Source organism: Pantoea sp. GCM10028869 (assembly GCF_042666835.1).
Classification (GTDB): Bacteria; Pseudomonadota; Gammaproteobacteria; order Enterobacterales; family Enterobacteriaceae; genus Pantoea; species Pantoea leporis.
Genome location: NZ_JBHTGO010000007.1, coordinates 14,163 through 38,731, shown reverse-complemented (window position 1 = coordinate 38,731; position 24,569 = coordinate 14,163). Strand labels below are relative to the sequence as shown.

Below are 24,569 nucleotides of genomic sequence, written 5' to 3'. Positions count from 1 at the left end.
AAAGTTTCCGTGTTCAGGCTTCGCCGTGCCCGTAATTTACCGTGGTCACCGCCTTGTCCCATTCCGAAAAAATGGGGAGTTATTGCTATGCTGAGCGCATTTAAACTCGATCGTAATCGCCTGACGCGCATCGAGCTGGAAGAAGATAACGACAAACTCAACACGTCTGTTTGGGTCGATCTGATCGAACCTGACGACAGCGAACGCGATCGCGTGCAATGCGAGCTCGGCCAGAGCCTGGCGACGCGTCCGGAGCTGGAAGACATCGAAGCCTCGGCGCGTTTCTTCGAAGACGAAGACGGCCTGCACATTCACTCCTTCTTCTTCTTTGAAGATGCCGAAGACCACGCTGGCAACTCCACCGTGGCATTCACCATCCGCGAAGATCGCCTGTATACGCTGCGCGAACGCGAACTGCCTGCTTTCCGTCTCTATCGCATGCGTGCGCGCAATCAGATGCTGACCGATGGCAACGCCTATGAGCTGCTGCTGGATCTGTTTGAGACCAAAATCGAACAGCTGGCGGATGAGATCGAGAACATCTATAGCGCGCTGGAGAAACTCAGCCGCGTGATCATGGAAGGCCAGCAGGGCGAAGAGTACGATCAGGCGCTGTCACGTCTGGCGGAGCTGGAAGATATCGGCTGGAAAGTGCGGTTATGTCTGATGGATACCCAGCGTGCCCTCAACTTCCTGGTGCGCAAAGCGCGTCTGCCGGGCAACCAGCTGGAGCAGGCGCGTGAAATCCTGCGCGATATCGAATCGCTGTTGCCGCATAACGAATCGCTGTTCCAGAAGGTCAATTTCCTGATGCAGGCGGCAATGGGCTTTATCAACATCGAGCAGAACCGCATCATCAAGATCTTCTCGGTGGTTTCGGTGGTATTCCTGCCGCCCACGCTGGTGGCATCCAGCTACGGCATGAACTTCGAGTTTATGCCGGAGCTGAAATGGAGCTTTGGTTATCCGGGCGCGATTAGCCTGATGATTCTCGCTGGCCTGGCGCCGTATCTCTATTTCAAACGCAAGAACTGGTTGTAACCGTTCTTAAGTCCAGGTCGTCATGAATGACGACCCTACAAAACCGCTCATGCCAAATGTAGGGGCGCCATTTATGGCGACCTGGTAGATAAACTTAAATTTTCTGCGTAACCTGTTGGCTCTGCTCACTATCTGATTCTCTCCTATGGCGCGCTTCTCATTGCGACTTCAGTGGACACTGCTGCTGATTGCTTCGTTAGTGCTGGGGATTATCCTCCAGCTGTTCCATCTTCCTGCGGCCTTGCTGCTTGGCCCGATGATCGTCGGCACCTTTATGGGCTTGTCCGGCGCGACTGTTCGCATCGATAAACGTTTCTTCGTGCTGGCACAAGCGGTGCTTGGTTGCATGATTGGCCAGAGCTTATCGCCGGGCATTCTTACGCCGCTGATTCAGGATTGGCCGGTGGTGTTGGCGGTGCTGATGCTGACGTTGGCGGCCAGCGGCCTGTCCGGTTTTCTTCTGGTACGCTTCAGTAGTTTGCCCGGCCCAACCGGCGCATGGGGATCGTCGCCCGGCGGCGCTTCGGCGATGGTGGCGATGGCCGGTGATTTCGGGGCGGATGTGCGGCTGGTGGCGTTTATGCAGTATCTGCGCGTGCTGTTTGTCGCCACCGCTGCGGCCGTGGTGGCGCGCATTGGCCTCGGCACCCACGGCGGTGCAGCTGAACTGGTGTGGTTTCCCGCGCTGCACAGCAGCTTTCTGCTGACGCTGCTGGTGATGGTCGCCGGTGCGTGGCTCGGCCAGAGGCTGCGAATTCCTTCTGGTGCCTTGCTGCTACCCGCGCTGATCGGTGCGGTATTGCACGGCACCGATGTGGCGACTTTGCAGGTTCCGGAATGGCTGCTGGCGCTAGCCTATGCACTGATTGGCTGGAGCGTGGGATTGCGTTTCACCCGACCGATTTTCAAACTTGCGCTGCGAACGCTGCCGCAAATGTTGCTGTCGATTTTTGGTTTGATGCTGTTGTGCGGCGGATTAGCCTGGATGCTAACGCGCGTGCTACACGTCGATCTGATGACCGCCTATCTGGCAACCAGCCCGGGTGGGCTGGATACCGTGGCGATTATTGCGGCCGGCACGCGCGTCGATATGGCTTTTGTCATGGCGCTGCAGACGCTGCGTCTGTTCACCATTCTGCTTACCGGTCCGGCGCTGGCGCGTTTTATTTCACGCTACGCGCATGCGCGCCCGAGCTGAGAACGCAACCGCATCAATAATGAACACGGCGAGCGCCAGCCAGATAAAGCCGAAGGTCACCATTTTATCCGGCGTCAGGCGCTCGCCGTAGAACAGCACCGCCAGCAGGAACATCAGCGTCGGACCCAGATACTGGAAGAAACCGACGGTCGATAAGCGCAGACGCGCGCAGGCGGCAGCAAAAAACATCAGCGGAATGGTGGTGATAATGCCCGCTGCGACCAGCTTGAGATTGAGGCTCATGGCGTTGGCGCTGAGATGGCTGGTGGCGCTATCGGCAAAACCAAACAGGTAAATCGCCGCCAGCGGGAATAGCCACAGCGTTTCGATCAACATGCCACTTTGCGCATCGACCTGAATTTTTTTGCGCACCAAACCGTACAAAGCAAAACTCAACGCCAGGCCAAGGCCGATAATCGGCAGCGATCCAAACTGCCACAGCTGCACCAGCACGCCGGTGGTCGCCAGCAGTACCGCCAGCCACTGCAAGCGGCGGAAGCGTTCGCGCAGGAACAGCATGCCAAACACCACATTAATCAGCGGGTTGATAAAGTAGCCGAGGCTGGCTTCCAGCATGTGCTGATTGTTCACTGCCCAGATAAACAGCATCCAGTTGCCGCCAATGGTGATGGCGGTCAGCGCCAGCAGCAGCACCTTTTTCGGCTGAGCCAATACGCTACGTACCTGCGCCCAGCTGCGCGTCAATGTGATCAACAACAGCATAAACAGTGCGGACCAAATCACGCGATGCGTCATGATCTCGGTAGCGGGCACCTCTTTGACCAGTTTGAAGTAGGCGGGGGCAATGCCCCAAATGAAGTAAGCGCCGAGCGCATAGCCAATACCCTGGCGAGTTTGTTGCGAATCCATCATGTCATTCCAAAAATACTGATTAGCCAATCATGTAGGTGGCGGTAGCGGTGGCGATGTAATCGCCTTGCTGGTTATGTAACTCCACGCGCGCCACAGCGACTTTGTTGCCGCCGCGCAGCAGGCTGCTGGTGGCGACAAAGCGCTCGCCACGGCCAGGGCGCAGATAATCCACGCGCATATCGATGGTGCCCATGCGCGACAGGCGCTGACGCAGATCTTCCTCGGTAATGCTCTCCTGACGCGTCAGCGCATAGCTGACACACACCAGCCCGGCCGCGACATCGAGCACTGAAGCGATCACGCCGCCGTGCAGAATCTGCTGCGCTGCGTTGCCGACCAGCATGGTTTTATTGGCGAAGCCGAGTTCGGCGTAATCCGCTTCCAGTCGATCCAGCTCTAATCCGAGCGCCTGATTGAAGGGCATGTGATAAACAAAGATTTCGCCAATCAGACGACGCGCTTCCTGCTGTGTCAGCAACGGGGATGACATAATGCCTGCCTTAAAATGTTAACGAGTTGTGTATATTATGCCGCGTTCGAGCCGCTTTCCAGTTTCGGAAATCGGCGCTGATCAACCGCAGGTTTTGCGTGTAGAATGGCCTGCTTTTTGAACCGTCACTTGACGATTACGACACGCAGTTCTCTGGAGAATTCTATGCGTAAGCATTACGCCTTGCTGGCCGCGGCGCTGATCCTTCCTGGCCTGGCGCAGGCTGAAGAAGCCACGATAAAAGAGGTTCATGATGCACCGGCAGTGAAGGGCAGCATTATCGCTAACCTGCTGGAGAAACACGATAACCCGTTCGTGCTTTATCCTTACGAAAACAACTATCTGCTCTACACCTACACCAGCGACATGAACAAAGAGGCGATCTCTTCGTACAACTGGGCAGACAAAGCTAAAAATGATGAAGTAAAATTCCAGCTCAGCCTGGCGTTTCCGCTGTGGCGCGGCATTTTAGGCGATAACTCGGTGCTGGCGGCGTCCTATACTCAGCGCTCGTGGTGGCAGCTCTCGAACCGTGGTGCGTCATCACCGTTCCGTGAAACCGATTATGAGCCACAAATTTTCCTCGGCTGGGCCACCGATTACACCTTCGCAGGCTGGACCTTACGCGATGTGGAAACCGGCTTAGTGCATCAGTCGAACGGCCGCAGCGAGCCGACCTCACGCAGCTGGAACCGCGTTTACGCGCGCTTCATGGCGCAGAACGGCAATCTGCTCGCAGAGATCAAACCCTGGTATCGTCTGCCTGAAAGTGAAAGCAATGACGATAACCCGGACATCACCAAATACATGGGTTACTACCGCGCCAAGCTCGGCTACATGATGGGCGAGAACATTTTCAGCGTGGAAGGTAACTACAACTGGAACAGCGGCTTTGGCGGTGCAACCTTCGCCTGGAGCTACCCGATCTCTGAACACGTGCGCTTTTACACGCAGGTCTTCAGCGGTTATGGTGAATCATTGATCGACTATAACCATCGCCAGACGCGCTTCGGCGTGGGCGTGACGCTCAACGATCTGTTCTAACCCGCAACAAAGACAGGATTACCGTGGCAACATCGGCAGTGCTTAATCAGGAAATGCTGGCGCAGCAGGTATTACAAGATACCTTCGGCTATCAGCAGTTCCGCCCAGGTCAGCAAAACATCATCGAAACCGCCCTGTCAGGACGCGATTGTCTGGTGGTGATGCCGACTGGCGGCGGCAAATCGCTGTGCTATCAAATCCCGGCGCTGGTGCGCGAAGGGCTGACGCTGGTGGTTTCACCGCTGATTTCACTGATGAAAGATCAGGTCGATCAGCTGCTGGCCAACGGCGTGGCTGCAGCGTGCCTCAACTCGACGCAGACGCGTGAGCAGCAGCAGCAGGTGTTTGCGGATTGTCGTACCGGCAAGCTCAAGCTGCTGTATATCGCGCCTGAACGTCTGATGATGGACAATTTCCTCGACAGCCTGCACCAGTGGAATCCGGTGATGCTGGCGGTGGATGAAGCGCACTGTATTTCGCAGTGGGGCCACGATTTCCGTCCGGAATATGGCTCGATCGGCCAGTTGCGTCAGCACTTCCCTGATTTGCCGGTCATGGCATTGACCGCCACCGCCGATGAAACCACGCGTAACGATATCGTCCATCTGCTGCAGATGGACGATCCGCTGATTCAAATCAGCAGCTTTGACCGCCCCAATATTCGCTACACGCTGGTGGAGAAATTCAAACCCACCGAGCAACTTCTGCGTTATGTGCAGGATCAGCGCGGCAAAAGCGGCATCATTTACTGTAACAGCCGCGCCAAAGTGGAAGACACCGCCGCGCGCCTGCAGAGCCGTGGTTTGAGCGTTGGCGCGTATCACGCCGGCATTGATAGCGCGCAGCGTGCCAGCGTGCAGGAAGCCTTCCAGCGTGACGATCTGCAAATCGTGGTCGCTACCGTGGCGTTCGGTATGGGCATCAACAAACCCAACGTGCGCTTTGTGGTGCACTTCGATATTCCGCGCAACATCGAATCCTATTATCAGGAAACCGGCCGCGCCGGGCGCGATGGTCTGCCTGCCGAAGCGATGATGCTTTACGATCCGGCCGACATGGCGTGGCTGCGTAAATGTCTGGAAGAGAAAGTGCCTGGCCCGTTGCAGGATATTGAACGCCACAAACTCAATGCGATGGGCGCGTTTGCTGAAGCGCAAACCTGTCGTCGTCTGGTATTGCTGAACTATTTCGGCGAGGGTCGCCAGCAGCAGTGCGATAACTGCGATATCTGCCTCGATCCGCCGCGTCGCTACGACGGTTTGCTGGAGGCGCAAAAGGCGCTGTCGAGCATCTATCGTACCGGCCAACGCTTTGGGATGGGCTATATTGTTGAAGTTCTGCGCGGCGCCAGTAATCAGCGTATTCGCGACAACGGCCACGACAAACTGCCGGTGTACGGCTTAGGCCGCGAGCACAGCCACGAACACTGGATCAGCGTGCTGCGTCAGCTGATTCACCTCGGGATGGTAACGCAAAACATCGCCATGCATTCGGCGCTGCAACTCACCGAAGCGGCGCGTCCGGTATTACGTGCGGAAGTGCCGCTGATGCTGGCGGTGCCGCGTATCGTGACGGTGAAAACGCGCGGCAGCAGTTCGCCGAAAGTGCACAGCGGCAATTATGATCGCCAGCTGTTTGCCAAGCTGCGTAAGCTGCGCAAAGCGATTGCCGATGAAGAGAATATTCCGCCGTACGTGGTGTTTAACGATGCCACGCTGATTGAAATGGCAGAACAAATGCCGATTAGCGCGTCAGAAATGCTCAGCGTGAACGGCGTCGGTCATCGCAAACTGGAGCGTTTTGGTAAGCCGTTCCTGGTGATGATCAAAGAACATGTTGATGAAGGTTAAAGGAAAAAATTCATGCTGATGTTATTCGCCACCGTCGCGCTGGTGCATCTGGTTGCGCTGATGAGTCCCGGCCCGGACTTCTTCTTTGTGTCGCAAACGGCGGCGAGCCGCTCACGCAAAGAGGCGATGATGGGCGTTCTGGGCATTACGTTGGGCATTGTGATCTGGGCTGGAGTGGCGCTGATGGGCCTGCATCTGATCCTGGAAAAAATGGCCTGGCTGCATGAAATCATTATGGTCGGCGGCGGATTGTATCTGCTGTGGATGGGCTGGCAGCTGATGCGCTCAGCGCGTCAACGTCATAAGCAGCCACAATCGGAAGCTCCGATGGTTGAGCTGCCGAAAAAGGGCATGAGCTTCCTGAAAGGTTTCCTGACTAACCTGTCGAACCCAAAAGCGATCATCTACTTCGGTAGCGTATTCTCATTGTTTGTTGGCAACGACGTTGGCGCGATGGAGCGCTGGGGGTTGTTCCTGCTGATTATTGGAGAGACGTTCGCGTGGTTTACGCTGGTGGCGGCGATTTTCGCTATGCCGTGGATGCGTGATAAGTATCAGCGAATGGCGAAATGGGTGGATGGTATGGCGGGCGTGTTGTTCGCCGGTTTTGGCATTCACCTCATCATTTCACGTTAAGCCTGGTTTACTTGCCATTTCGGCACCGGGCAGTGCTCGCCCTCCTCACGTACGACGTGTACGCTCCGGGGGCTGCGCGCTGGCCGGCACCGAACTGACTGCGCCACCGACGGCTTTGAAGTGGGTGCGATTTTCTTTTACGCCATTCTGCGTGCGCTGGCTAGCAGCGCGCCTACTGCCATAAACAATCCACCAAAGGTGCGGTTCAGCAGCTTCATCTGCTTCGGTCCTTTAATCCAGCCGGCGATACGCGTTGCCAGCGTGGCGTAACCAATCATTACGATGATATCGACCACAATGGTGGTCACGCCCAGCACCAGATATTGCATGAGCTGCGGCTGGTGCGGCTGAATAAACTGCGGAAACAGCGCAGCGAGAAACACGATGCTTTTCGGGTTGGTGAGGTTTACCAACACGGCACGCTTAAACAGGCGGCGACGCGGCATGGCTTTGGCAACGGCGTCGAGGTCGATGCCACCCGCCGAGCGCCACTGCTGAATGCCCAGCCATACCAGATAGGCTGCGCCGGCCCACTTCAGGACTTCAAACGCCAGAATCGATTGGGAAAACAGCGCACCTAAACCAGCGCCGACCAGCACAATATGAATGGCCAGACCCAGCTGCAAGCCGGTAATCGATGCCGCTGCGCCGCGATAGCCGTGACTGATGCCGGTGCTCATAGTGTTGATCGCGCCGGAACCAGGTGAAAGGCTAAGGATGGTTGTGGTCAGCAGATAGGTTAACCACCATTCAATGGTCATGTGTGACATTCCCTGAAGTTAGCGAAGTGTGACACAATACGACAGAAAATCGCCGCACGCTACGCAGCACAGGCGCGCAAATCACGTTTTTTTCAGGGGGACGGATGCAGCAGCATAAACAGAGTTGGCTCGGACGTGAGCGAGGCTTTTCGGCCTTTGCCACCGGTCCGCTGCTCGACTTCTGGCGTCGCCGTGAAGAGTGTGAATTTACCGGCGTCGGCAACCTGAAGATTCGTTACGTCCGTTTCACCTCACCGCAACATCGCCGTGTCATTCTGGTCGTGCCTGGCCGCATTGAGAGCTACATCAAGTATCCCGAACTGGCTTACGACCTGTTCATGTGCGGCTACGATGTGGTGATTCTCGACCATCGCGGTCAGGGACGTTCCGAGCGTCTGCTGGAAGATTCGCATCGCGGCCATGTAGTGGAATTTGGCGACTACGTTGACGATCTGGAAACGCTGTATCTGAAAGAGATCGTGAATCCACATTATCAGCAGCGCTACGTGCTGGCCCACTCGATGGGCGGCGCGATTTTAGCGCTGTTTCTGGCGCGTCAGCCGCAGGCGTTTCATGCTGCGGTATTCTCCGCGCCGATGTTTGGCATTGTGCTGCCGCTGCCCGACTGGATGGCGCACCGCATTCTGGACTGGACCGAGAAACTGCCGGCGCTGCGTGAAGGTTACGCGCTGGGCACCGGGCGCTGGCGCGCCAATCCGTTTGGCATCAACCGCCTGACGCATAGCCGCGAACGCTATCGCCGTAACCTGCGTTTTTACGCCGACGATCCGGCAATTCGCGTCGGTGGCCCCACTTATCACTGGGTGCGCGAAGGCGTGCAGGCCGGGCGGGACATCTTCAATCAGGTAGCGAACATCACCACGCCGACCTTGCTGCTGCAGGCCAGTGAAGATGATGTGGTGGATAACCGCTCACAAAATCTATTTTGTACGGCGATGGCCGCAGCAGGACATCCCTGCGCGGGCAACGCGCCGTATGTGATCAAAGGAGCGCGTCATGAGATCTTGTTTGAAACAGACGCGATGCGTGCCGAAGCGCTAAACGCGGTGGTCGATTTCTTTGAACGCCACGCTTAATCAATTTTACTTTCCGATATCAACACCCGAGGTTTACATGTATCACATCGTCGCATCCGACCTGGATGGCACGCTGCTCTCTCCGGACCACCGCCTGACGCCGTTCGCGCGCACCACGCTGCAGGAACTGGTGGCGCGTGATATCCACTTTGTCTTTGCCACCGGCCGTCACTACATCGACGTCGGACAGATGCGCGATAAGCTCGGCATTCCGGCTTACATGATCACGTCTAATGGCGCACGCGTGCACAACGCCGCAGGTGAACTGGTGTTCAGCCACAATCTTGACGCCGACATCGCCAGCGATCTGTATGGCCTGCAATATCATGACGAGCATATCCTGACGCACGTCTATCGCGACGATGAGTGGTTCATGAGCCGTCATCGTCCGGATGAGCAGGACTATTTCCGTGAATCGGTGTTTAACTATCAGGTCTACCAGCCGGGCATGCTGCCGACTGATGGCATCAGCAAAGTGTTCTTCACCTGCGAAGATCCGGAGCGGTTGATTCCCATGGAGCAGGCGATTGAAGCGCGCTGGGGCGATCGCGTGAATGTCAGCTTCTCGCTGCCAACGTGTCTGGAAGTGATGGCGGGCGGCGTTTCCAAAGGCCACGCGCTGGAAGCGGTAGCGAAACAGCTCGGCCACTCGCTGAAAGCGTGCATCGCCTTCGGCGACGGCATGAATGATGTGGAGATGCTCAGCATGTCGGGCAAAGGCTGCATCATGCGCAATGCGCAGCAGCGTTTGAAAGATACCTTGCCGACGCTGGAAGTGATTGGCAGCAACGCGGATGACGCCGTGCCGCACACGCTGCGTAAACTGTTCCTCGCCTAGAAAAAAGGGCCGGTCATCACCGGCCTTTTTAGTTATGCCAACTGTTTCTTGTGCTTGTGCTCACTGACCATGGTGAGCAGCAGCAGAATCACTGCCAGCACCGATCCGCCAATCATCACAATGAATCCGCCGTCCCAGCCGAAATAATCCACGGTGTAACCGACAATCGCACTCGCCGCAACCGATCCGCCGAGATAGCCAAACAGCCCGGTAAAGCCCGCTGCCGTTCCGGCCGCTTTTTTCGGTGCCAGTTCCAGCGCGTGCAAGCCAATCAGCATCACAGGACCGTAAATCAGGAAGCCGATCACAATCATGCACAGCATGTCGATGCCTGGATTGCCTGGAGGATTCAGCCAGTACACCACGGTGGCGATGGTCACCAGCGTCATAAAGAACACGCCGGTTGCGCCACGGTTGCCGCGGAACACTTTGTCCGACATCCAGCCGCACAGCAGCGTGCCGGGAATACCGGCATATTCGTAAAAGAAGTAGGCCCACGAGGATTTATCCAGCGTGAAGTGCTTCACCTCTTTCAGGTAGGTCGGCGACCAGTCGAGAATGCCGTAACGCAGCAGGTACACAAACACGTTCGCCAGTGCGATGTACCACAGCAGCTTGTTGGGCAGAATGTACTGCATGAAAATCTGCTTAGCCGTCAGCTCCTGCTCGTGATCCTCGTTGTAATCCGGCGGATAATCATTTTTCCACGCTTCAATCGGCGGTAAACCGCAAGATTGTGGTGTGTCACGCATCAAGGCGAAGGCGATAATCGCGATGAGGATGGCGCCAAACGCCGGCATATACAGCGCGGCTTTCCAGTCGTTAAACCACGCCATGCCGAGCAGGAACAGCAGCGGAGGAATACCGCCACCGACATTATGCGCGCAGTTCCACACCGACACAATTCCGCCGCGCTCTTTCTGCGACCACCAGTGCACCATGGTGCGCCCGCACGGCGGCCAGCCCATGCCCTGGAACCAGCCGCACAGGAACAGCAGCACAAACATCACCATGATGCTGGAGGTGGCCCACGGCACGAACCCCATCACCAGCATCACCGCTGCGGCAAGGATCAATCCGGCGGGCAAAAACACGCGCGGATTCGAGCGGTCTGAGACCGAGCCCATAATGAATTTCGAGAAGCCGTAAGCGATGGAAATGCCCGATAGCGCAAAGCCGAGATCGCCGCGCGAGAAGCCTTGTTCCACCAGATAAGGCATTGCCAGCGCAAAGTTTTTACGCACCAAATAGTAGGCGGCATAGCCAAAAAATATTCCCAGGAAAATCTGCCAGCGCAGACGACGATAAAGCGGATCAACACGATCATCGGCCACTTGTGGGCGATGCGGTGCAGGTTTGAAAATACTCAACATGAGTGTGGCCCTCCAGGGCGCGATATAGTTATGAGTTCCCAGCAGGTTGGGGCAAAAACAGGCAGTAAAAATGGCAAAGCGAAGTTTCCATTTCGCGCAAAGGATAGTGATGGTCACGCGCAGTTACTGTGACATGTGACACATATGTTGCAGTTTTATGACAATTGAGAGCGAAAAAAACCAGGAAATGTTGTATTTCGCGCATTTTTACCCGAGCGTAAAAATGAGAAATAAAAATTATTCGTCGTTATTTTATCCGCTTGTAAACCAGATAGTTCACCCCGATTTCGACAGTTTGTTTACACTACCGCCACTGTTCATTTTGAGATCGTTACCGTGCCGTTACTGATCGTTACCACCATTCTGTGGGCCTTTTCCTTCAGTTTGATCGGGGAATACCTCGCAGGTCAGGTGGATTCCTGGTTCTCTGTTTTGATGCGTCTGGCGCTCGCCGCCATCGTTTTCCTGCCGTTCCTGCGCTGGCGCGGTTACCGTGCTTCCACCATCCTGCTGTATATGCTGGTGGGCATGCTGCAGCTTGGCATCATGTATTTATTAAGCTTTGAGGCTTATCTGTATCTCAGCGTGACCGAGTTCCTGCTGTTCACCGTGATGACGCCGCTGTATGTCACGCTGATCTACGATTTGCTCAGCCGACGTCCGCTGCGTATCGGCTATGCCTTCAGCGCGCTACTGGCGGTAATCGGTGCGGCGATTATTCGTTACGACAAAGTCAGCGACCATTTCTGGTTCGGCTTGCTGCTGGTACAGGCGGCAAACATCTGCTTCGCCATCGGCATGGTGGGCTACAAACGCCTGCAGGAAACTCGCCCGATGCCGCAGCACACCGCATTTTCGTGGTTCTATCTGGGCGCGGTGATAATCGCGGTGATCGCCTGGAGCTTGTGGGGCAATCCGAACAAACTGCCGACCACGTCGCTGCAGTGGGGCATTCTGGTGTGGCTGGGCGTGGCGGCTTCAGGTTTGGGCTATTTCATGTGGAACTATGGCGCTACGCAGGTGGATGCTGGCACGCTGGGTATTATGAACAACATGCATGTGCCAGCGGGCTTGCTGGTGAATCTGGCGATCTGGCAGGAGAAACCGCATTGGCCAAGTTTTCTCGCCGGTGCCGCCGTGATTTTCGCATCCCTTTATGTGCACAAACGCTGGGTATTAGGTAAGAAAAGCAACGCATAGGCTAAAAGGGAAGGGATAGCGCGGCAGTGGAGCAAAGCATCCGAGCCATGGATGGCGAGGCTGATCCACAAGGAAGTGGTTTCCCTTTGCGATCTGCCGCGCTATCCCTGACCCGGCTCGAACAAAGAAGCGATTAACCCTTCTTAGCCGGCCCCGGACGATGAATCATCGTCAACCCTTTCAGGAAATTACGCAGAATCTGATCGCCGCATTCGCGGAAATTCTTATGATCTGGGTTGCGGAAAATCGCGCCAACCTCAGCCTGTGAAATCTTGAAGTTCGCTTTCAGCAGCACATCAGGAATATCGGTGGTCTTCAGCTCAAAGGCGATACGCAATTTCTTCATGAAAATGTTGTTATTCATGCGGCGCTCAATCGAAGGCGCGGGCGCATCTTCACTCTTACCGCGACGGTAAAAAATCAGACCGTTAAGGAAATAGCCCATCAATACATCTGGCAGCTTGCGAAACGCGGCATCGTCATCTTTCTTCATCCACGCCTGCACGTCTTCCAGCGGCACTTCACTTCCTGCCAGGGCAAAAATCTCCACCACTTTGCTATCGCTCAAATCCAGCATGTAGCGCACGCTGCGCAGAACATCGTTACTCATCATGGTGAAACTCTCTTGGTCGCGGGTTGAGGCGGCGCATTATAGAGCAGGCGGGGCAGGGATAACAGCGCGGGCGACTTTCGCCGCCCAACAACATCAGGATGAGGTGGTTTGAAGTGAGCCGGGACGCGCGGCATCGCGCACAAAGGGCAGATGTTCACAGGCGTGCTGACGGGCAAACCGCACAAAGGCTTCCATTACCGGCTGACGCTGCTCGCCTTCGCGTACGGCGGCATACAAGCGGCTCCACAAACCATTGCCTAAGGTTTTGGTCACCACCAACCCCTGCTGCTCAAAATTCTCTACCACCCAATGTGGCAGCGCGGCGATGCCCATACGCGCCGACACCATCTGAATCAGCAGCAGCGTGTTATCCACGCTCTTCAAGGCTGGACTGACGCCCGCAGGCTGCAGGAAATGGCGCCACACATCCAAACGCTGACGCTGCACCGGATAAATCATCAGCACTTCATCGGCCATATCTTCCGGAGCAATGTGCTCAAGCTGCGCCAAAGGATGATCCGGCGCCATCACCAAACGCACTTCAAAATCGAACATCGGTGAATAAAACAACCCGCTGCGCGGCAAAATATCGGAGGTCAACACCACATCCAGCTCGCCCTGTTGCAACGCGGGTTGCGGATCAAAGGTCACGCCGGATTTGAAATCCATCACCACCTGCGGCCAGCTCTGGCGGAAATTATTTAGCGCGGGCGTCAGCCACTGAATACAGCTGTGACACTCAATGGCGATACGCAACGTGGCCTGATGCGGCTCATGACACGCCTGCAAAGCCTGCTGAATTTGCGGTAAAACCTGCTCAGCCAACTGCAGCAAAATCTCTCCCTGCGGGGTAAAACGCAGCGGCTGGCTTTTACGCACAAACAGGCGAAAACCCAGCCGCTGCTCCAGATCGCTGAACTGGTGGGATAACGCCGATTGCGTCTGATGAAGCTGGGAGGCGGCGGCAGCTAACGAGCCGGTGTTCCGTAACGCCTGCAGCGTCCGCAGGTGTTTGAGTTCGATCATGAGAATCCTTCACATCGAGATTGAACAAATTGCGCTTGAGGAACATACAGTACCTGCAGATTATGGCGGTGTAAACATCTGGACGGCTAAACATCTCTGCCCCCTATTCAGTTAAGAATATCTGGAGAACAGAAAATGACCATTCTGAACCACACTCTCGGTTTCCCTCGCGTTGGATTGCGTCGTGAATTGAAAAAAGCACAGGAAAGCTATTGGGCAGGTAAAAGCTCACAGGAAGAGCTACTGGCGGTGGGGCGTGAACTGCGCGCCCGTCACTGGCAACAGCAGAAAGAGGCGGGCGTGGATCTGCTGCCAGTCGGCGATTTCGCCTGGTACGATCACGTGCTCACCACCAGCCTGCTGCTGGGTAACGTGCCAGCTCGTCACCAAAATCAGGATGGCTCGGTCGATCTCGACACGCTGTTCCGCCTTGGCCGTGGCCGCGCACCAAGCGGTGAACCGGCGGCAGCGGCGGAAATGACCAAATGGTTCAACACCAATTATCACTACATGGTGCCGGAATTCACTCAAGGGCAGCAGTTCAAACTGACCTGGACTCAGTTGCTGGATGAGGTTGATGAAGCGCTGGCGCTCGGGCACAAGATTAAACCGGTGCTGCTGGGTCCGGTTACCTATTTGTGGCTGGGTAAAGTGAAAGGTACGTCGTTCGACCGCCTGTCACTGCTCAAAGACATTCTGCCGGTTTACCAACAGGTGCTGGCTGAACTGAAAAAACGCGGCATCGAATGGGTACAAATCGATGAGCCAGCACTGGCGCTGGAACTGCCGCAAGCGTGGCGCGATGCCTTCAAACCGGCTTACGACGCGCTGCAGGGCGAAAGCAAATTGCTGCTCACCACCTATTTCGACAGCATCGGTCAGAATCTCGACGTGATCAAAGCGCTGCCGGTGCAAGGTCTGCATGTTGACCTGGTCCACGGCAAAGACGACATCCAACAGGTGAACCAGCAGATTCCCGCGGATTGGCTGCTCTCCGTCGGCGTAATCAATGGCCGTAACGTCTGGCGTGCCGATCTCAGCAGCTGGTTTGCACGTCTGCAGCCGCTGGTGGGGCAGCGTCAACAATTGTGGATTGGATCATCCTGCTCACTGCTGCACAGCCCAATCGACCTCAGCGTGGAAACGCGCCTCGATGAGGAAGTGAAAAGCTGGTTCGCCTTTGCTCTGCAGAAGTGCGCTGAGCTTGCACTGCTAAGTCATGCGCTGAACAACAACGATGCCGCTTCGCTGGTGGAGTGGAGCGCACCGATTCGTGCGCGTGCCAACTCCACGCGCGTTCACAATGCCGCAGTCGGCGAGCGTCTGGCGAAAATTCAGGCCAAAGACGTTGAACGTGCCAGCAGCTATACCGAGCGTGCCAAAGCGCAGCGTCACCGCTTTAACCTGCCAGCGTGGCCGACCACCACCATAGGTTCATTCCCGCAAACCACCGAAATTCGCGGCCTGCGCCTCGACTTTAAAAAAGGCAACATTGATGGTGGAAACTATCGCACTGGCATCGCCGAACACATCAAACAGGCGATTGTGGAGCAGGAACGTTTGGGCCTCGACGTGCTGGTGCATGGCGAAGCAGAACGCAACGACATGGTGGAATACTTCGGCGAAAACCTCGACGGCTTCGTATTCACCCAAAACGGCTGGGTACAGAGCTACGGCTCACGCTGCGTTAAACCGCCGATCATCATCGGCGACGTAAGCCGTCCGCAAGCCATCACCGTTGAGTGGGCGAAGTACGCGCAGTCGCTGACCGACAAACCGGTGAAAGGCATGCTGACTGGTCCGGTGACGATTCTCTGCTGGTCGTTCCCGCGTGAAGATGTAAGCCGTGAAACCATCGCTAAACAGATTGCGCTGGCGCTGCGTGACGAAGTGGAAGATCTGGAAAAAGCCGGTATTGGCATTATTCAGATTGATGAACCGGCACTGCGCGAAGGCCTGCCGCTGCATCAGTCCGATTGGGCGGCGTACCTGACCTGGGCGGTGGATGCGTTCCGTCTCAATGCCGCCGTGGCGCAGAATGAAACCCAGATCCATACCCACATGTGTTACTGCGAGTTCAATGACATCATGGACTCGATTGCCGCGCTGGATGCGGACGTTATCACCATCGAAACCTCACGTTCCGATATGGATCTGCTGGATACCTTTAAGGAGTTCGACTATCCCAACGAAATCGGTCCGGGCGTGTATGACATTCACTCACCAAACGTGCCAAGCGTGGAGTGGATGGAAGAGTTGCTGCGTAAAGCGGCGCAGAGCATCCCGGCAGAGCGTCTGTGGGTTAACCCGGATTGTGGCCTAAAAACGCGTGGCTGGACGGAAACCCGTCAGGCGCTGGCGAACATGGTAAAAGCGGCGCAAAACCTGCGGGGTGAAACGGCTTAGTCGCTGTAAATGAGATTGGGGCGCAAATGCGCCCCTTATTATTACGCGTTTGGCGCTACGCCATACTGCGCGAACCACGCCAGCATGCGTTGCCAGCCATCTTTGGCGGAATCGGCGTGATAACTGGCACGATAATCCGCATTGAAAGCATGTCCTGCATCCGGATACACCACGATTTCCGCCTTGGCATTGGCGGCATGCAGCGCCTGACGCATCTTATCAATGCTCTCCAGCGGGATGCTCTCATCCTGACCACCGTAAAGGCCCAGCACCGGTGCGTTGAGATCCACCGCGATATCGATCGGATGCTTCTGCTGCTTCAGCGTCTTCTCACCGTCTAAGCGTCCATACCACGCCACCGCTGCACGCACCTGCGGATTGTGCGCGGCAAACAGCCAGCTAATACGTCCGCCCCAGCAGAAACCGGTAATCGCCAGGCGACGGATATCACCATCGTGGCGCGTGGCCCAGTTGGCCACATGATCGAGATCGGACAACACTTGCGAATCCGGAACTTTACTCACCAGCTCTTTAAACAGCGTGGGAATGTCGTGGTAATCGTTGGGATCGCCCTCGCGGAAATAGAGTTCCGGAGCGATGGCCAGATAACCTTCCAGCGCCAGACGGCGGCAGACATCGCGGATATGCTCGTGCACGCCGAAAATCTCCTGCACCACCAACACCACCGGCAAGGTGCCTTGATACTCTTTTGGTCGTGCGTAATAGGCAGGCAGGTTTTCGCCCTGGCTCGGAACTGAGGTCTCGCCAGCATGAATCGCGTCGCTGCCGGTAATAATGGTGCTGCTTGCGGTGGGCTGAACGGCCGGTGCAAAGCCACCGGGTGCCGTTTTTTGTGCCATATTGTCTTCGGTTTTCATTGTTCTCTCCGTGCTAGCAAATGCGCAATCACGTAACTATAGCCTGGCGAAGTGAAGCAAGGCTGGCGTAGGGTGCAGAGGGATTTTTTCACGTGTGCTGCTTCTCTATTAACATTGCCACCAACACTTACACAGCACCGCTTGTAGCAATTCAGAATTGCACAGCGTGAATGTGTGATTTATGTCACATAATGTTTTTCTGATAATGTAAGTTTCATTATCGATGGTGAATTGAGTCACATATTTATGCCGCCTGCTCACGTAGAGTGGCGCGCTCATCCCCAATTATCAGGAGTCTGTTATGGCCCAGTCTGACGTTTTCCACCTTGGCATTACTAAAGCTGATTTGAAAGGAGCCACGTTGGCCATCGTGCCTGGCGATCCTGAGCGCGTGAAGAAAATCGCCGCGTTGATGGACAATCCACAGCATCTGGCTTCACACCGTGAATTCACTACCTATCTGGCTGAAGTGGATGGCAAACCGGTTGTGGTGTGCTCCACTGGTATCGGCGGACCTTCAACGTCAATTGCGGTTGAAGAGCTGGCGCAACTGGGTGTGCGCACCTTCCTGCGGGTTGGCACCACTGGCGCTATTCAGCCGCATATTAATGTGGGCGATGTGCTGGTCACTACCGCTTCGGTACGCCTCGACGGTGCCAGCCTGCACTTTGCGCCGATGGAATTCCCGGCCGTAGCTGATTTCACCTGCACCACCGCGCTGGTGGCAGCGGCAGAAGCGTGCGGCGCGAAAACCCACATTGGTATTACCGCCTCATCTGACACCTTCTATCCAGGCCAGGAACGCTACGACACTTTCTCCGGTCGCGTGGTGAATCGCTTCCAGGGCTCAATGGAAGAGTGGCAGCAAATGGGTGTCCTCAACTATGAGATGGAATCCGCTACACTGTTAACCATGTGCGCCAGTCAGGGACTGCGTGCCGGCATGGTGGCTGGCGTCATCGTGAACCGTACGCAAAAAGAGATCCCGGATGCCGCGACCATGAAGCAGACCGAAAGTGATGCGGTGAAAATTGTGGTTGAAGCCGCGCGTCGCTTAATTTAGTGCGCCAGTCAGGGATGAATTCGAGACCAGGCTTATAAGGAATCCCGCTATTTCCTGATTAGAATGCGCGCAATTTCAGCAGCTACTGAGAAATTTCTTATGCGCAAAATGGTTTCTGTCTCACGTCCCAATTTCATGAATAATCCCGCTACTGCACAATCACGCGTTGAAGGTGCAGCAGCGAGATTTCGCCAGGCGATGGCGGCGAATAACTATCCTCTTGCGCGTCAATGCTGTGAAGAAGTGCTGCGCGTCTTGCCCCATCATATGCAGGTGCTTAGCGACTACGCGCTCACCCTGATGCGCGTCGGCGAATACAAAAAATCTTATAAAATTTACCAGAAGATCTACCAGGCTCCGGCCGCGCAGCGTGCGCAGGCATCGGAAACCTGGCTGGATGGATTAACCGAAGTGTGCGGCTGGTTGAATAAAGAAGATGAAGCGGCACGTTACGGCCTCGAATCGCTGCAAAAATCTGATGTGACTTTCAGTAAAGGGGCGAAAGTCGCCTTCCCTTCTGAGACACCACCGCCGATCAACCGCAGTAATCCGGCAGAAAATATCATCTCCTTTAGCCTGTATGGCAGTCAGCCACGCTACTGCGAAACCTTGATTAAAAACATCGAAGTGGCGCGCGAGCTTTATCCCGACTGGATCTGCCGCATCTATCTCGACGACAGCGTGCCGCAGCACGTCTGGCAGCGCCTGACGCAGCCAAACACCCAACTGGTGGATATGTCGCATGAGAAAACTATCTTCCCAACGCTGTGGCGTTTCCTGGTGATGGACGATGACAGCGTCAAACGCTACATCGTGCGTGATGCGGATTCGTTGCTGTCCGAGCGCGAAGTGGTGGCGGTAGAAGCCTGGCTGACTTCGCCTTACTGGTTCCATCATATGCGTGATTACTTCTCGCATACCGAGCTGCTGCTGGCGGGCATGTGGGGCGGCTGCCACGGCGTGTTCCATAACGTTGAGCAGCAAATGCGTGACTTTATTGCGCAATATGAAGGCAGCGAACGCTTTACCGATCAGTACTTCCTAAAAGTGGCGCTGTGGCCGACGGTACGTGAGAGCATCTTGAATCATGACGATATTTTCCGCTTCCATCATGCACAACCGTGGCCGGCGCATCAGCCGATTCGCTGGCAAACCGACAGCTTCCACGTCGGTAGTAACGCCGGTTTTGCCAGCATGGCGGGCCAGGTCGAAAACGCTGAGAACGGCTGGCAGCAGGTTGAGATCACCTACGACGGGAAAAGCTGGACCTATCCGGCCAAAATCCAGGGTGAAACCGAATGGGTGTTGCCGATGCCCTTCTTCCTGATTGATGCGTGGAAAGCGGGCGATCTCACCGTAAAAGCCCTCTAATTAGAGAACGTTTTCCCTAAATAATTCGAGTCGCAGGAAGGCGGCAAGCGAGCGAATCCCCGGGAGCTTACATCAGTAAGTGACTGGGGTGAGAACGTGCAGCCAACGCATCTGCGGCTTGAAGTATGAAGGGAAAAAAATCTGGACATTCATACAGTAGAGCTCTACCTTTTCCCTCAGCAAGTCGATCCGCGGGGGGATTATGGATCAGCAACTTATCATTAGCGGCGCGCTGGCGCTGGCCGGTTTGGGCATTGGCTGGATCATTGCTCAACTGCGCGCCGGTCATCAGCACGCCAGCTTCACCACCGAGCGTCGCCTGCTGGAAGAGGCGCAGCAGCGTCAGCAGCAGCAGCTCGAACAGTTACAGCAGCAAATCCAACAACGCGAACAGGAGATGCGCCAGCTACACGGTGCACTGAGCGGTGCGCAGGAACGTTTGCAGCAGCTTGATTACTGGCGCGGCGAAAGTGAACAACTCAGCCGTGAACTGCGAAATCAGCTGGAAGTGAACAGCGCGCAGGAAGCCGAACTGCGCGAAGTGACCATTCGTCTTGAAGAGACGCGCTACGGTGCAGAAGAGAAGCAGCGACTACTGACCAACAGCGAACAGCGCCTCAGCGCGCAGTTTGAAAATCTCGCCAATCGCATCTTCGAAAACAGCGGGCGGCGCGTCGATGAACAAAACCGTCAAAGCCTGAATAGTCTGATTGGTCCGCTGCGCGAACAGCTGGACGGTTTCCGCCGTCAGGTCACCGACAGCTTTGGCCTGGAAGCGCGTGAACGTCACACGCTGACCCACGAAATTCGCCAGCTACAGCAACTCAACGCACAGATGGCGCAGGAAGCGGTCAATCTTACTAAAGCGCTAAAAGGCGACAATAAAATTCAGGGAAACTGGGGCGAAGTGGTATTGGCCCGCGTGCTGGAAGCATCGGGCCTGCGTGAAGGCTACGAATACCAAACGCAGGTTAGCGTGCAGCTGGAACAGCAGGGCAGGATGCAACCGGATGTGATCGTGCGTTTGCCGCAGGGTAAAGATGTGGTGATTGACGCCAAAATGACGCTGGTTGCCTACGAACGCTACTTCAATGCCGACGATGAAGCCACGCGTGAGCAGGCGATTCAGGAACACATTAGCGCCATGCGCGGACACATTCGCCTGCTGAGCCGTAAAGATTACCAACAATTGCCCGGTTTACGCTCTCTGGATTATGTGTTGATGTTTATCCCGGTGGAACCGGCGTTTCTGCTGGCGATTGATCGTCAGCCCGAGCTGATCAGCGAAGCGTTACAGCAGAACATCATGCTGGTTAGTCCCACCACGTTGCTGGTGGCGCTGCGTACTATCAATAATCTCTGGCGTTATGAGCATCAAAGCCGCAACGCACAGCGCATCGCCGACCGGGCAACGCGGCTGTACGACAAAATGCGGCTGTTTGTCGATGACATGAGTGGCATCGGGCACAATCTCGACAAAGCGCAGCAAAGTTATCATCAGGCGATGAAAAAGCTGTCTGAAGGGCGCGGCAATCTGATCGCACAAAGTGAAGCGTTCCGTTCGCTTGGCGTGGAGATCAAACGTCCGATTAATCCGCAACTGGTTGAACAAGCGCAGCCGGAAGAAGCGGATGAAGATTGGGCAGACGATCGCACCGAGGATGAAAACGTTGCAGAACCAACAACAGACTCGCTGCGCCGCATCAACGAATAGCACGGTGGTCGCGTGCTCGTGTAGCGCGACTCTGATACACTTCGGCAAGAATTGTTTGTGGAACAGGTAAAACCGATGGCAGATGAATCACAGCAGGAAACTACCCATTTTGGCTTCCAGACCGTCGCGAAAAGCGAAAAGGCCGATAAAGTTGCGGACGTGTTTCACTCCGTCGCGGCAAAATATGACCTGATGAACGATTTGATGTCGTTTGGCATCCATCGTGTCTGGAAGCGTTTTACCATTGACAGCAGCGGCGTGCGCCGCGGTCAGCGCGTGTTGGATCTGGCGGGTGGTACCGGCGATCTCACGGCAAAATTCTCACGTCTGGTGGGCGAAACCGGCCAGGTTGTGCTGGCAGACATCAACAGCTCGATGCTGAAGATGGGCCGCGAAAAGCTGCGTAATCTCGGCGTGTCGGGCAATGTCAGCTATGTGCAGGCGAATGCCGAAGCGCTGCCGTTCCCGGATAACTACTTCGATTGCATCACCATCTCATTCGGCTTGCGTAACGTGACCGAAAAAGAGAAAGCGCTGGCATCAATGTTCCGCGTGCTGAAGCCAGGCGGACGTCTGCTGGTGCTGGAGTTCTCGAAGCCGTTGCTGGAGCCGCTCAGCAAAGCCTACGATACCTATTCATTCCACATTCTGCCGCGTATTGGTCAGCTGGTGGCGCAAGACGCTGAAAGCTATCGCTATCTGGCGGAGTCGATTCGTATGCATCCCGATCAGGAAACCCTGAAAGCGATGATGAACGATGCGGGCTTTGAAAATACCACCTACTTCAACATGACTGGCGGTATTGTCGCGCTGCATCGCGGATTTAAATTCTAATCCATCATGACTTTAACTCCTCTCATCACCGGCGGTCTTGAGACCGCCCTGAACCGTGTTCTCTATCGCGATCGCAGCCTGAAAGCCGCACGCCAGCGTTTGGCTGGTAAGGTATTGATGCTGCGTCTGCAAGAGCTCGATTTTCCTTTGGTGCTGGTGTTTAGCGAATCGCAACTCGATGTGCTGAGTGATTGGCAAGACAACAGCGACTGCACGGTGAGTTTGCGTGTCAGTACTTTGCCGAAACTGCGCGATCGCCAGCAGCTCACCAGCCTGATTCGTAGCGGTGAACTGGAGGTGGACGGCGATTTGCAGGTGGTACAGCAATTCTCCGCACTGATGGATCTCGCCGAGCTGGATCCGGCGGAATATCTTGCACCGTGGATTGGCGATATCGCTGCGCAAGGCGTAAGCCAGGCCGCACAGCAGGCGCTGAAGTTCGTGCAGCAGCAGTTCATCCGCCGCCAGGATTATCTTGGTCAGGTGCTGACGGAAGAGTGGCGCGTTGCGCCGGGCGCACTGGAACTGGCATGGTTTTGCGAGGAAGTGGAAGCGATAGAACGTTCGCTCAATGCGTTTGAAACGCGTTTGGCACAGCTGGAGGCGAAATGACGCTGGGAGAAATTCGGCGCTTATACTTCATCATCAAGATCTTTCTGACTTACGGCCTTGATGAACTGATTCCCCGCATGCGCTTCACGCTGCTTTTACGCTTGTGGCGGCGTTGCATCTTCTGGATCCCTAACCAACATAAAGACGCTTCCGCCGGCGTGCGCATCCGTTTAGCGATGGAGCAGTTGGGGCCGGTGTGGATCAAATTCGGTCAAATGCTCTCGACGCGTCGCGATCTGTTCCCACCGGCGATTGCCGATGAACTGGCGGTGCTGCAGGACCGAGTTGCGCCATTTGATGGCGTGAAAGCCAAGCAGCAGATTGAAAAGTCGATTGGCGGCCCGGTGGAAACCTGGTTTGAAGACTTCGATATCAAACCGCTGGCCTCGGCTTCTATCGCGCAGGTGCATACCGCGACGCTGAAATCCAATGGCCGCGCGGTGGTGATCAAAGTGATTCGTCCCGACATCCTGCCGGTGATCAGAGCCGATATGCGACTGATTTACCGTCTGGCGCGGTGGGTGCCGCGTTTGTTGCCGGATGGTCGTCGTCTGCGTCCGGTGGAAGTGGTGCGCGATTACGAAAAGACCTTAATTGATGAGCTGAATCTGCTGCGTGAAGCGGCGAACGCCATCCAGCTGCGTCGTAATTTTGACCAAAGCCGCATGCTGTATGTGCCGGAAGTGTTCTCTGATTATTGCAGCGAATCGATGATGGTGATGGAGCGCATTTACGGCATTCCGATCTCAGATATCGCCACGCTGGAGCAGCACGGCGTTAACATGAAACTGCTGGCCGAGCGCGGTGTGCAAGTGTTCTTCACCCAGGTGTTCCGCGACAGCTTCTTCCATGCCGATATGCATCCCGGCAATATCTTCGTCAGCTACGATCACCCGGAAGATCCGCAATATATCGGCATCGACTGCGGTATCGTCGGTTCGCTGAACAAAGAAGATAAGCGCTATCTGGCCGAGAACTTCATCGCCTTCTTTAACCGCGATTACCGCAAAGTGGCCGAGCTGCACGTGGATTCTGGCTGGGTACCGGCCGATACCAACGTCGAAGACTTTGAGTTTGCCATTCGTACCGTGTGTGAGCCGATTTTCGAAAAACCGCTGGCTGAGATTTCGTTTGGCCACGTGCTGCTGAACCTGTTCAACACCGCGCGTCGCTTTAATATGGAAGTGCAGCCGCAGCTGGTGCTGTTGCAGAAGACGCTGCTGTATATCGAAGGGATTGGCCGCCAGCTCTATCCGCAGCTTGACCTGTGGAAAACGGCCAAGCCTTTCCTCGAAGATTGGATCAAAGATCAAATTGGTATCCCGGCGATTTTGCGGGCGGTGAAAGAGAAAGCGCCGTACTGGGCGGAAAAATTGCCGGAGTTGCCGGAGCTATTTTACGACAGCATGCGCCAGCACAAATTATTGAAGCACAGCGTCGATAAACTCGTCACCGATTTAAACGTACAGCGAACACGCAATCATCAGGCGCGCTATCTGTTTGGTGTAGGCGCTACACTGTTATTAAGTGGCACCGCCGTGCTGTTAAGTCGACCGGATGGGGATTTCTTCCCGGCGCTATTAATGGCCGCTGGCATCGTCACCTGGCTTATTGGCTGGCGCAAGACAAACTGATTGTCTGCCTGGTGCAA

The 24,569-nt window shown here is 55.6% G+C and carries 22 protein-coding genes; 15 read left to right on the top strand and 7 right to left on the bottom strand.

The window, feature by feature from the left end:
- Window positions 1-87 precede the first annotated feature (87 nt).
- Window positions 88-1,041: a magnesium/cobalt transporter CorA gene (gene corA / locus ACFQW4_RS17755; RefSeq protein WP_008105777.1), complete on the top strand. Its 954-nt coding sequence runs from the start codon at window positions 88-90 to the stop codon at window positions 1,039-1,041.
- Between the two features lie 145 nt (window positions 1,042-1,186).
- Window positions 1,187-2,239 carry an AbrB family transcriptional regulator gene (locus tag ACFQW4_RS17750; RefSeq protein WP_377726453.1) on the top strand — a complete coding sequence of 351 codons (1,053 nt, stop codon included), beginning with the start codon at window positions 1,187-1,189 and terminating at the stop codon, window positions 2,237-2,239.
- On the opposite strand, the gene rarD is transcribed toward ACFQW4_RS17750, so the two are convergent.
- Together rarD and ACFQW4_RS17740 are read right to left on the bottom strand one after the other, a co-directional pair.
- Complete coding sequence (rarD, locus tag ACFQW4_RS17745) at window positions 2,210-3,109, bottom strand: EamA family transporter RarD (RefSeq protein ID WP_377726604.1); 900 nt, start codon at window positions 3,107-3,109, stop codon at window positions 2,210-2,212. The two genes, ACFQW4_RS17750 and rarD, sit on opposite strands and share 30 nt — an antisense overlap.
- Window positions 3,110-3,131: 22 nt before the next feature.
- The gene (locus ACFQW4_RS17740) at window positions 3,132-3,602 is read right to left on the bottom strand and encodes a thioesterase family protein (RefSeq protein ID WP_377726452.1); all 471 of its coding nucleotides are present in this window, start codon (window positions 3,600-3,602) and stop codon (window positions 3,132-3,134) included.
- A gap of 165 nt (window positions 3,603-3,767) precedes the next feature.
- Between ACFQW4_RS17740 and pldA the strand changes: the two genes are divergently transcribed.
- The 3 genes from pldA to rhtC are packed head-to-tail and all read left to right on the top strand — an operon-like array spanning window position 3,768 to window position 7,132.
- Window positions 3,768-4,646 (top strand): phospholipase A, encoded by an 879-nt coding sequence (gene pldA, locus ACFQW4_RS17735; protein ID WP_101763749.1) that lies wholly within the window; start codon window positions 3,768-3,770, stop codon window positions 4,644-4,646.
- Window positions 4,647-4,669: 23 nt separating this feature from the next.
- A complete protein-coding gene (recQ, locus tag ACFQW4_RS17730) occupies window positions 4,670-6,496 on the top strand; it encodes an ATP-dependent DNA helicase RecQ (protein WP_101763748.1) in 1,827 nt (608 codons plus the stop codon).
- A gap of 12 nt (window positions 6,497-6,508) precedes the next feature.
- Complete coding sequence (gene rhtC, locus ACFQW4_RS17725; RefSeq protein WP_271460900.1) at window positions 6,509-7,132, top strand: threonine export protein RhtC; 624 nt, start codon at window positions 6,509-6,511, stop codon at window positions 7,130-7,132.
- A gap of 137 nt (window positions 7,133-7,269) precedes the next feature.
- Here the strand turns inward: rhtC and rhtB are convergent, their stop codons facing one another.
- A complete protein-coding gene (gene rhtB / locus ACFQW4_RS17720) occupies window positions 7,270-7,893 on the bottom strand; it encodes a homoserine/homoserine lactone efflux protein (protein ID WP_101763746.1) in 624 nt (207 codons plus the stop codon).
- Between the two features lie 104 nt (window positions 7,894-7,997).
- Here rhtB and pldB point away from each other — a divergent pair, with 104 nt between their 5' ends.
- Both pldB and yigL read left to right on the top strand, forming a co-directional pair.
- A complete protein-coding gene (pldB, locus tag ACFQW4_RS17715) occupies window positions 7,998-8,990 on the top strand; it encodes a lysophospholipase L2 (protein WP_377726449.1) in 993 nt (330 codons plus the stop codon).
- Between the two features lie 37 nt (window positions 8,991-9,027).
- Window positions 9,028-9,828, top strand: coding sequence for a sugar/pyridoxal phosphate phosphatase YigL (yigL, locus tag ACFQW4_RS17710; RefSeq protein WP_101763744.1), 801 nt, complete (start codon window positions 9,028-9,030; stop codon window positions 9,826-9,828).
- A 32-nt stretch (window positions 9,829-9,860) separates the two neighbouring features.
- Here yigL and glpT read toward each other — a convergent pair whose 3' ends face one another.
- A complete protein-coding gene (gene glpT / locus ACFQW4_RS17705; protein WP_110867929.1) occupies window positions 9,861-11,201 on the bottom strand; it encodes a glycerol-3-phosphate transporter in 1,341 nt (446 codons plus the stop codon).
- 336 nt (window positions 11,202-11,537) lie between these two features.
- Between glpT and ACFQW4_RS17700 the strand changes: the two genes are divergently transcribed.
- Window positions 11,538-12,401 carry a carboxylate/amino acid/amine transporter gene (locus ACFQW4_RS17700; RefSeq protein ID WP_377726447.1) on the top strand — a complete coding sequence of 288 codons (864 nt, stop codon included), beginning with the start codon at window positions 11,538-11,540 and terminating at the stop codon, window positions 12,399-12,401.
- Window positions 12,402-12,534: 133 nt separating this feature from the next.
- On the opposite strand, the gene ACFQW4_RS17695 is transcribed toward ACFQW4_RS17700, so the two are convergent.
- The gene (locus ACFQW4_RS17695; protein WP_101763741.1) at window positions 12,535-13,014 is read right to left on the bottom strand and encodes a DUF1456 family protein; all 480 of its coding nucleotides are present in this window, start codon (window positions 13,012-13,014) and stop codon (window positions 12,535-12,537) included.
- 93 nt (window positions 13,015-13,107) lie between these two features.
- Window positions 13,108-14,040: an HTH-type transcriptional regulator MetR gene (metR, locus tag ACFQW4_RS17690; protein ID WP_192236893.1), complete on the bottom strand. Its 933-nt coding sequence runs from the start codon at window positions 14,038-14,040 to the stop codon at window positions 13,108-13,110.
- Window positions 14,041-14,175: 135 nt separating this feature from the next.
- Here metR and metE point away from each other — a divergent pair, with 135 nt between their 5' ends.
- Window positions 14,176-16,446, top strand: a complete 2,271-nt coding sequence (metE, locus tag ACFQW4_RS17685) for a 5-methyltetrahydropteroyltriglutamate--homocysteine S-methyltransferase (RefSeq protein WP_377726444.1) — start codon at window positions 14,176-14,178, stop codon at window positions 16,444-16,446.
- Window positions 16,447-16,487: 41 nt separating this feature from the next.
- Here the strand turns inward: metE and ACFQW4_RS17680 are convergent, their stop codons facing one another.
- Window positions 16,488-17,324, bottom strand: a complete 837-nt coding sequence (locus tag ACFQW4_RS17680; RefSeq protein WP_222185723.1) for a dienelactone hydrolase family protein — start codon at window positions 17,322-17,324, stop codon at window positions 16,488-16,490.
- 301 nt (window positions 17,325-17,625) lie between these two features.
- On the opposite strand from ACFQW4_RS17680, the gene udp reads away from it, so the two are divergent.
- The 6 genes from udp (at window position 17,626) to ubiB (ending at window position 24,552) form a co-directional block, all read left to right on the top strand.
- Window positions 17,626-18,387, top strand: coding sequence for a uridine phosphorylase (gene udp, locus ACFQW4_RS17675; protein ID WP_008105797.1), 762 nt, complete (start codon window positions 17,626-17,628; stop codon window positions 18,385-18,387).
- A 99-nt stretch (window positions 18,388-18,486) separates the two neighbouring features.
- Complete coding sequence (locus ACFQW4_RS17670; RefSeq protein ID WP_101763929.1) at window positions 18,487-19,758, top strand: tetratricopeptide repeat protein; 1,272 nt, start codon at window positions 18,487-18,489, stop codon at window positions 19,756-19,758.
- 202 nt (window positions 19,759-19,960) lie between these two features.
- Complete coding sequence (rmuC, locus tag ACFQW4_RS17665; protein ID WP_101763736.1) at window positions 19,961-21,472, top strand: DNA recombination protein RmuC; 1,512 nt, start codon at window positions 19,961-19,963, stop codon at window positions 21,470-21,472.
- Between the two features lie 75 nt (window positions 21,473-21,547).
- Complete coding sequence (gene ubiE / locus ACFQW4_RS17660) at window positions 21,548-22,306, top strand: bifunctional demethylmenaquinone methyltransferase/2-methoxy-6-polyprenyl-1,4-benzoquinol methylase UbiE (RefSeq protein WP_008105805.1); 759 nt, start codon at window positions 21,548-21,550, stop codon at window positions 22,304-22,306.
- Window positions 22,307-22,312: 6 nt separating this feature from the next.
- On the top strand, window positions 22,313-22,918 hold the full coding sequence (locus tag ACFQW4_RS17655; protein ID WP_110867936.1) for an SCP2 domain-containing protein: 606 nt from the start codon (window positions 22,313-22,315) through the stop codon (window positions 22,916-22,918).
- On the top strand, window positions 22,915-24,552 hold the full coding sequence (ubiB, locus tag ACFQW4_RS17650; RefSeq protein ID WP_377726440.1) for a ubiquinone biosynthesis regulatory protein kinase UbiB: 1,638 nt from the start codon (window positions 22,915-22,917) through the stop codon (window positions 24,550-24,552). Before ACFQW4_RS17655 ends, ubiB begins: the two co-directional genes overlap by 4 nt.
- Window positions 24,553-24,569: the final 17 nt, after the last annotated feature.

What these genes read in the sequence shown, in the direction of transcription:
- ACFQW4_RS17670 (WP_101763929.1), top strand. Translation starts at nt 18,487, where the DNA reads ATGCGCAAAATGGTTTCTGTCTCACGTCCCAATTTCATGAATAATCCC.
- ACFQW4_RS17740 (WP_377726452.1), bottom strand. Translation starts at nt 3,602, where the DNA reads ATGTCATCCCCGTTGCTGACACAGCAGGAAGCGCGTCGTCTGATTGGC.
- udp (WP_008105797.1), top strand. Translation starts at nt 17,626, where the DNA reads ATGGCCCAGTCTGACGTTTTCCACCTTGGCATTACTAAAGCTGATTTG.
- yigL (WP_101763744.1), top strand. Translation starts at nt 9,028, where the DNA reads ATGTATCACATCGTCGCATCCGACCTGGATGGCACGCTGCTCTCTCCG.
- rhtC (WP_271460900.1), top strand. Translation starts at nt 6,509, where the DNA reads ATGCTGATGTTATTCGCCACCGTCGCGCTGGTGCATCTGGTTGCGCTG.
- ubiE (WP_008105805.1), top strand. Translation starts at nt 21,548, where the DNA reads ATGGCAGATGAATCACAGCAGGAAACTACCCATTTTGGCTTCCAGACC.
- glpT (WP_110867929.1), bottom strand. Translation starts at nt 11,201, where the DNA reads ATGTTGAGTATTTTCAAACCTGCACCGCATCGCCCACAAGTGGCCGAT.
- ubiB (WP_377726440.1), top strand. Translation starts at nt 22,915, where the DNA reads ATGACGCTGGGAGAAATTCGGCGCTTATACTTCATCATCAAGATCTTT.
- metE (WP_377726444.1), top strand. Translation starts at nt 14,176, where the DNA reads ATGACCATTCTGAACCACACTCTCGGTTTCCCTCGCGTTGGATTGCGT.
- rarD (WP_377726604.1), bottom strand. Translation starts at nt 3,109, where the DNA reads ATGGATTCGCAACAAACTCGCCAGGGTATTGGCTATGCGCTCGGCGCT.
- ACFQW4_RS17655 (WP_110867936.1), top strand. Translation starts at nt 22,313, where the DNA reads ATGACTTTAACTCCTCTCATCACCGGCGGTCTTGAGACCGCCCTGAAC.
- metR (WP_192236893.1), bottom strand. Translation starts at nt 14,040, where the DNA reads ATGATCGAACTCAAACACCTGCGGACGCTGCAGGCGTTACGGAACACC.
- rhtB (WP_101763746.1), bottom strand. Translation starts at nt 7,893, where the DNA reads ATGACCATTGAATGGTGGTTAACCTATCTGCTGACCACAACCATCCTT.
- ACFQW4_RS17680 (WP_222185723.1), bottom strand. Translation starts at nt 17,324, where the DNA reads ATGAAAACCGAAGACAATATGGCACAAAAAACGGCACCCGGTGGCTTT.
- ACFQW4_RS17750 (WP_377726453.1), top strand. Translation starts at nt 1,187, where the DNA reads ATGGCGCGCTTCTCATTGCGACTTCAGTGGACACTGCTGCTGATTGCT.
- ACFQW4_RS17695 (WP_101763741.1), bottom strand. Translation starts at nt 13,014, where the DNA reads ATGATGAGTAACGATGTTCTGCGCAGCGTGCGCTACATGCTGGATTTG.
- pldA (WP_101763749.1), top strand. Translation starts at nt 3,768, where the DNA reads ATGCGTAAGCATTACGCCTTGCTGGCCGCGGCGCTGATCCTTCCTGGC.
- corA (WP_008105777.1), top strand. Translation starts at nt 88, where the DNA reads ATGCTGAGCGCATTTAAACTCGATCGTAATCGCCTGACGCGCATCGAG.
- pldB (WP_377726449.1), top strand. Translation starts at nt 7,998, where the DNA reads ATGCAGCAGCATAAACAGAGTTGGCTCGGACGTGAGCGAGGCTTTTCG.
- rmuC (WP_101763736.1), top strand. Translation starts at nt 19,961, where the DNA reads ATGGATCAGCAACTTATCATTAGCGGCGCGCTGGCGCTGGCCGGTTTG.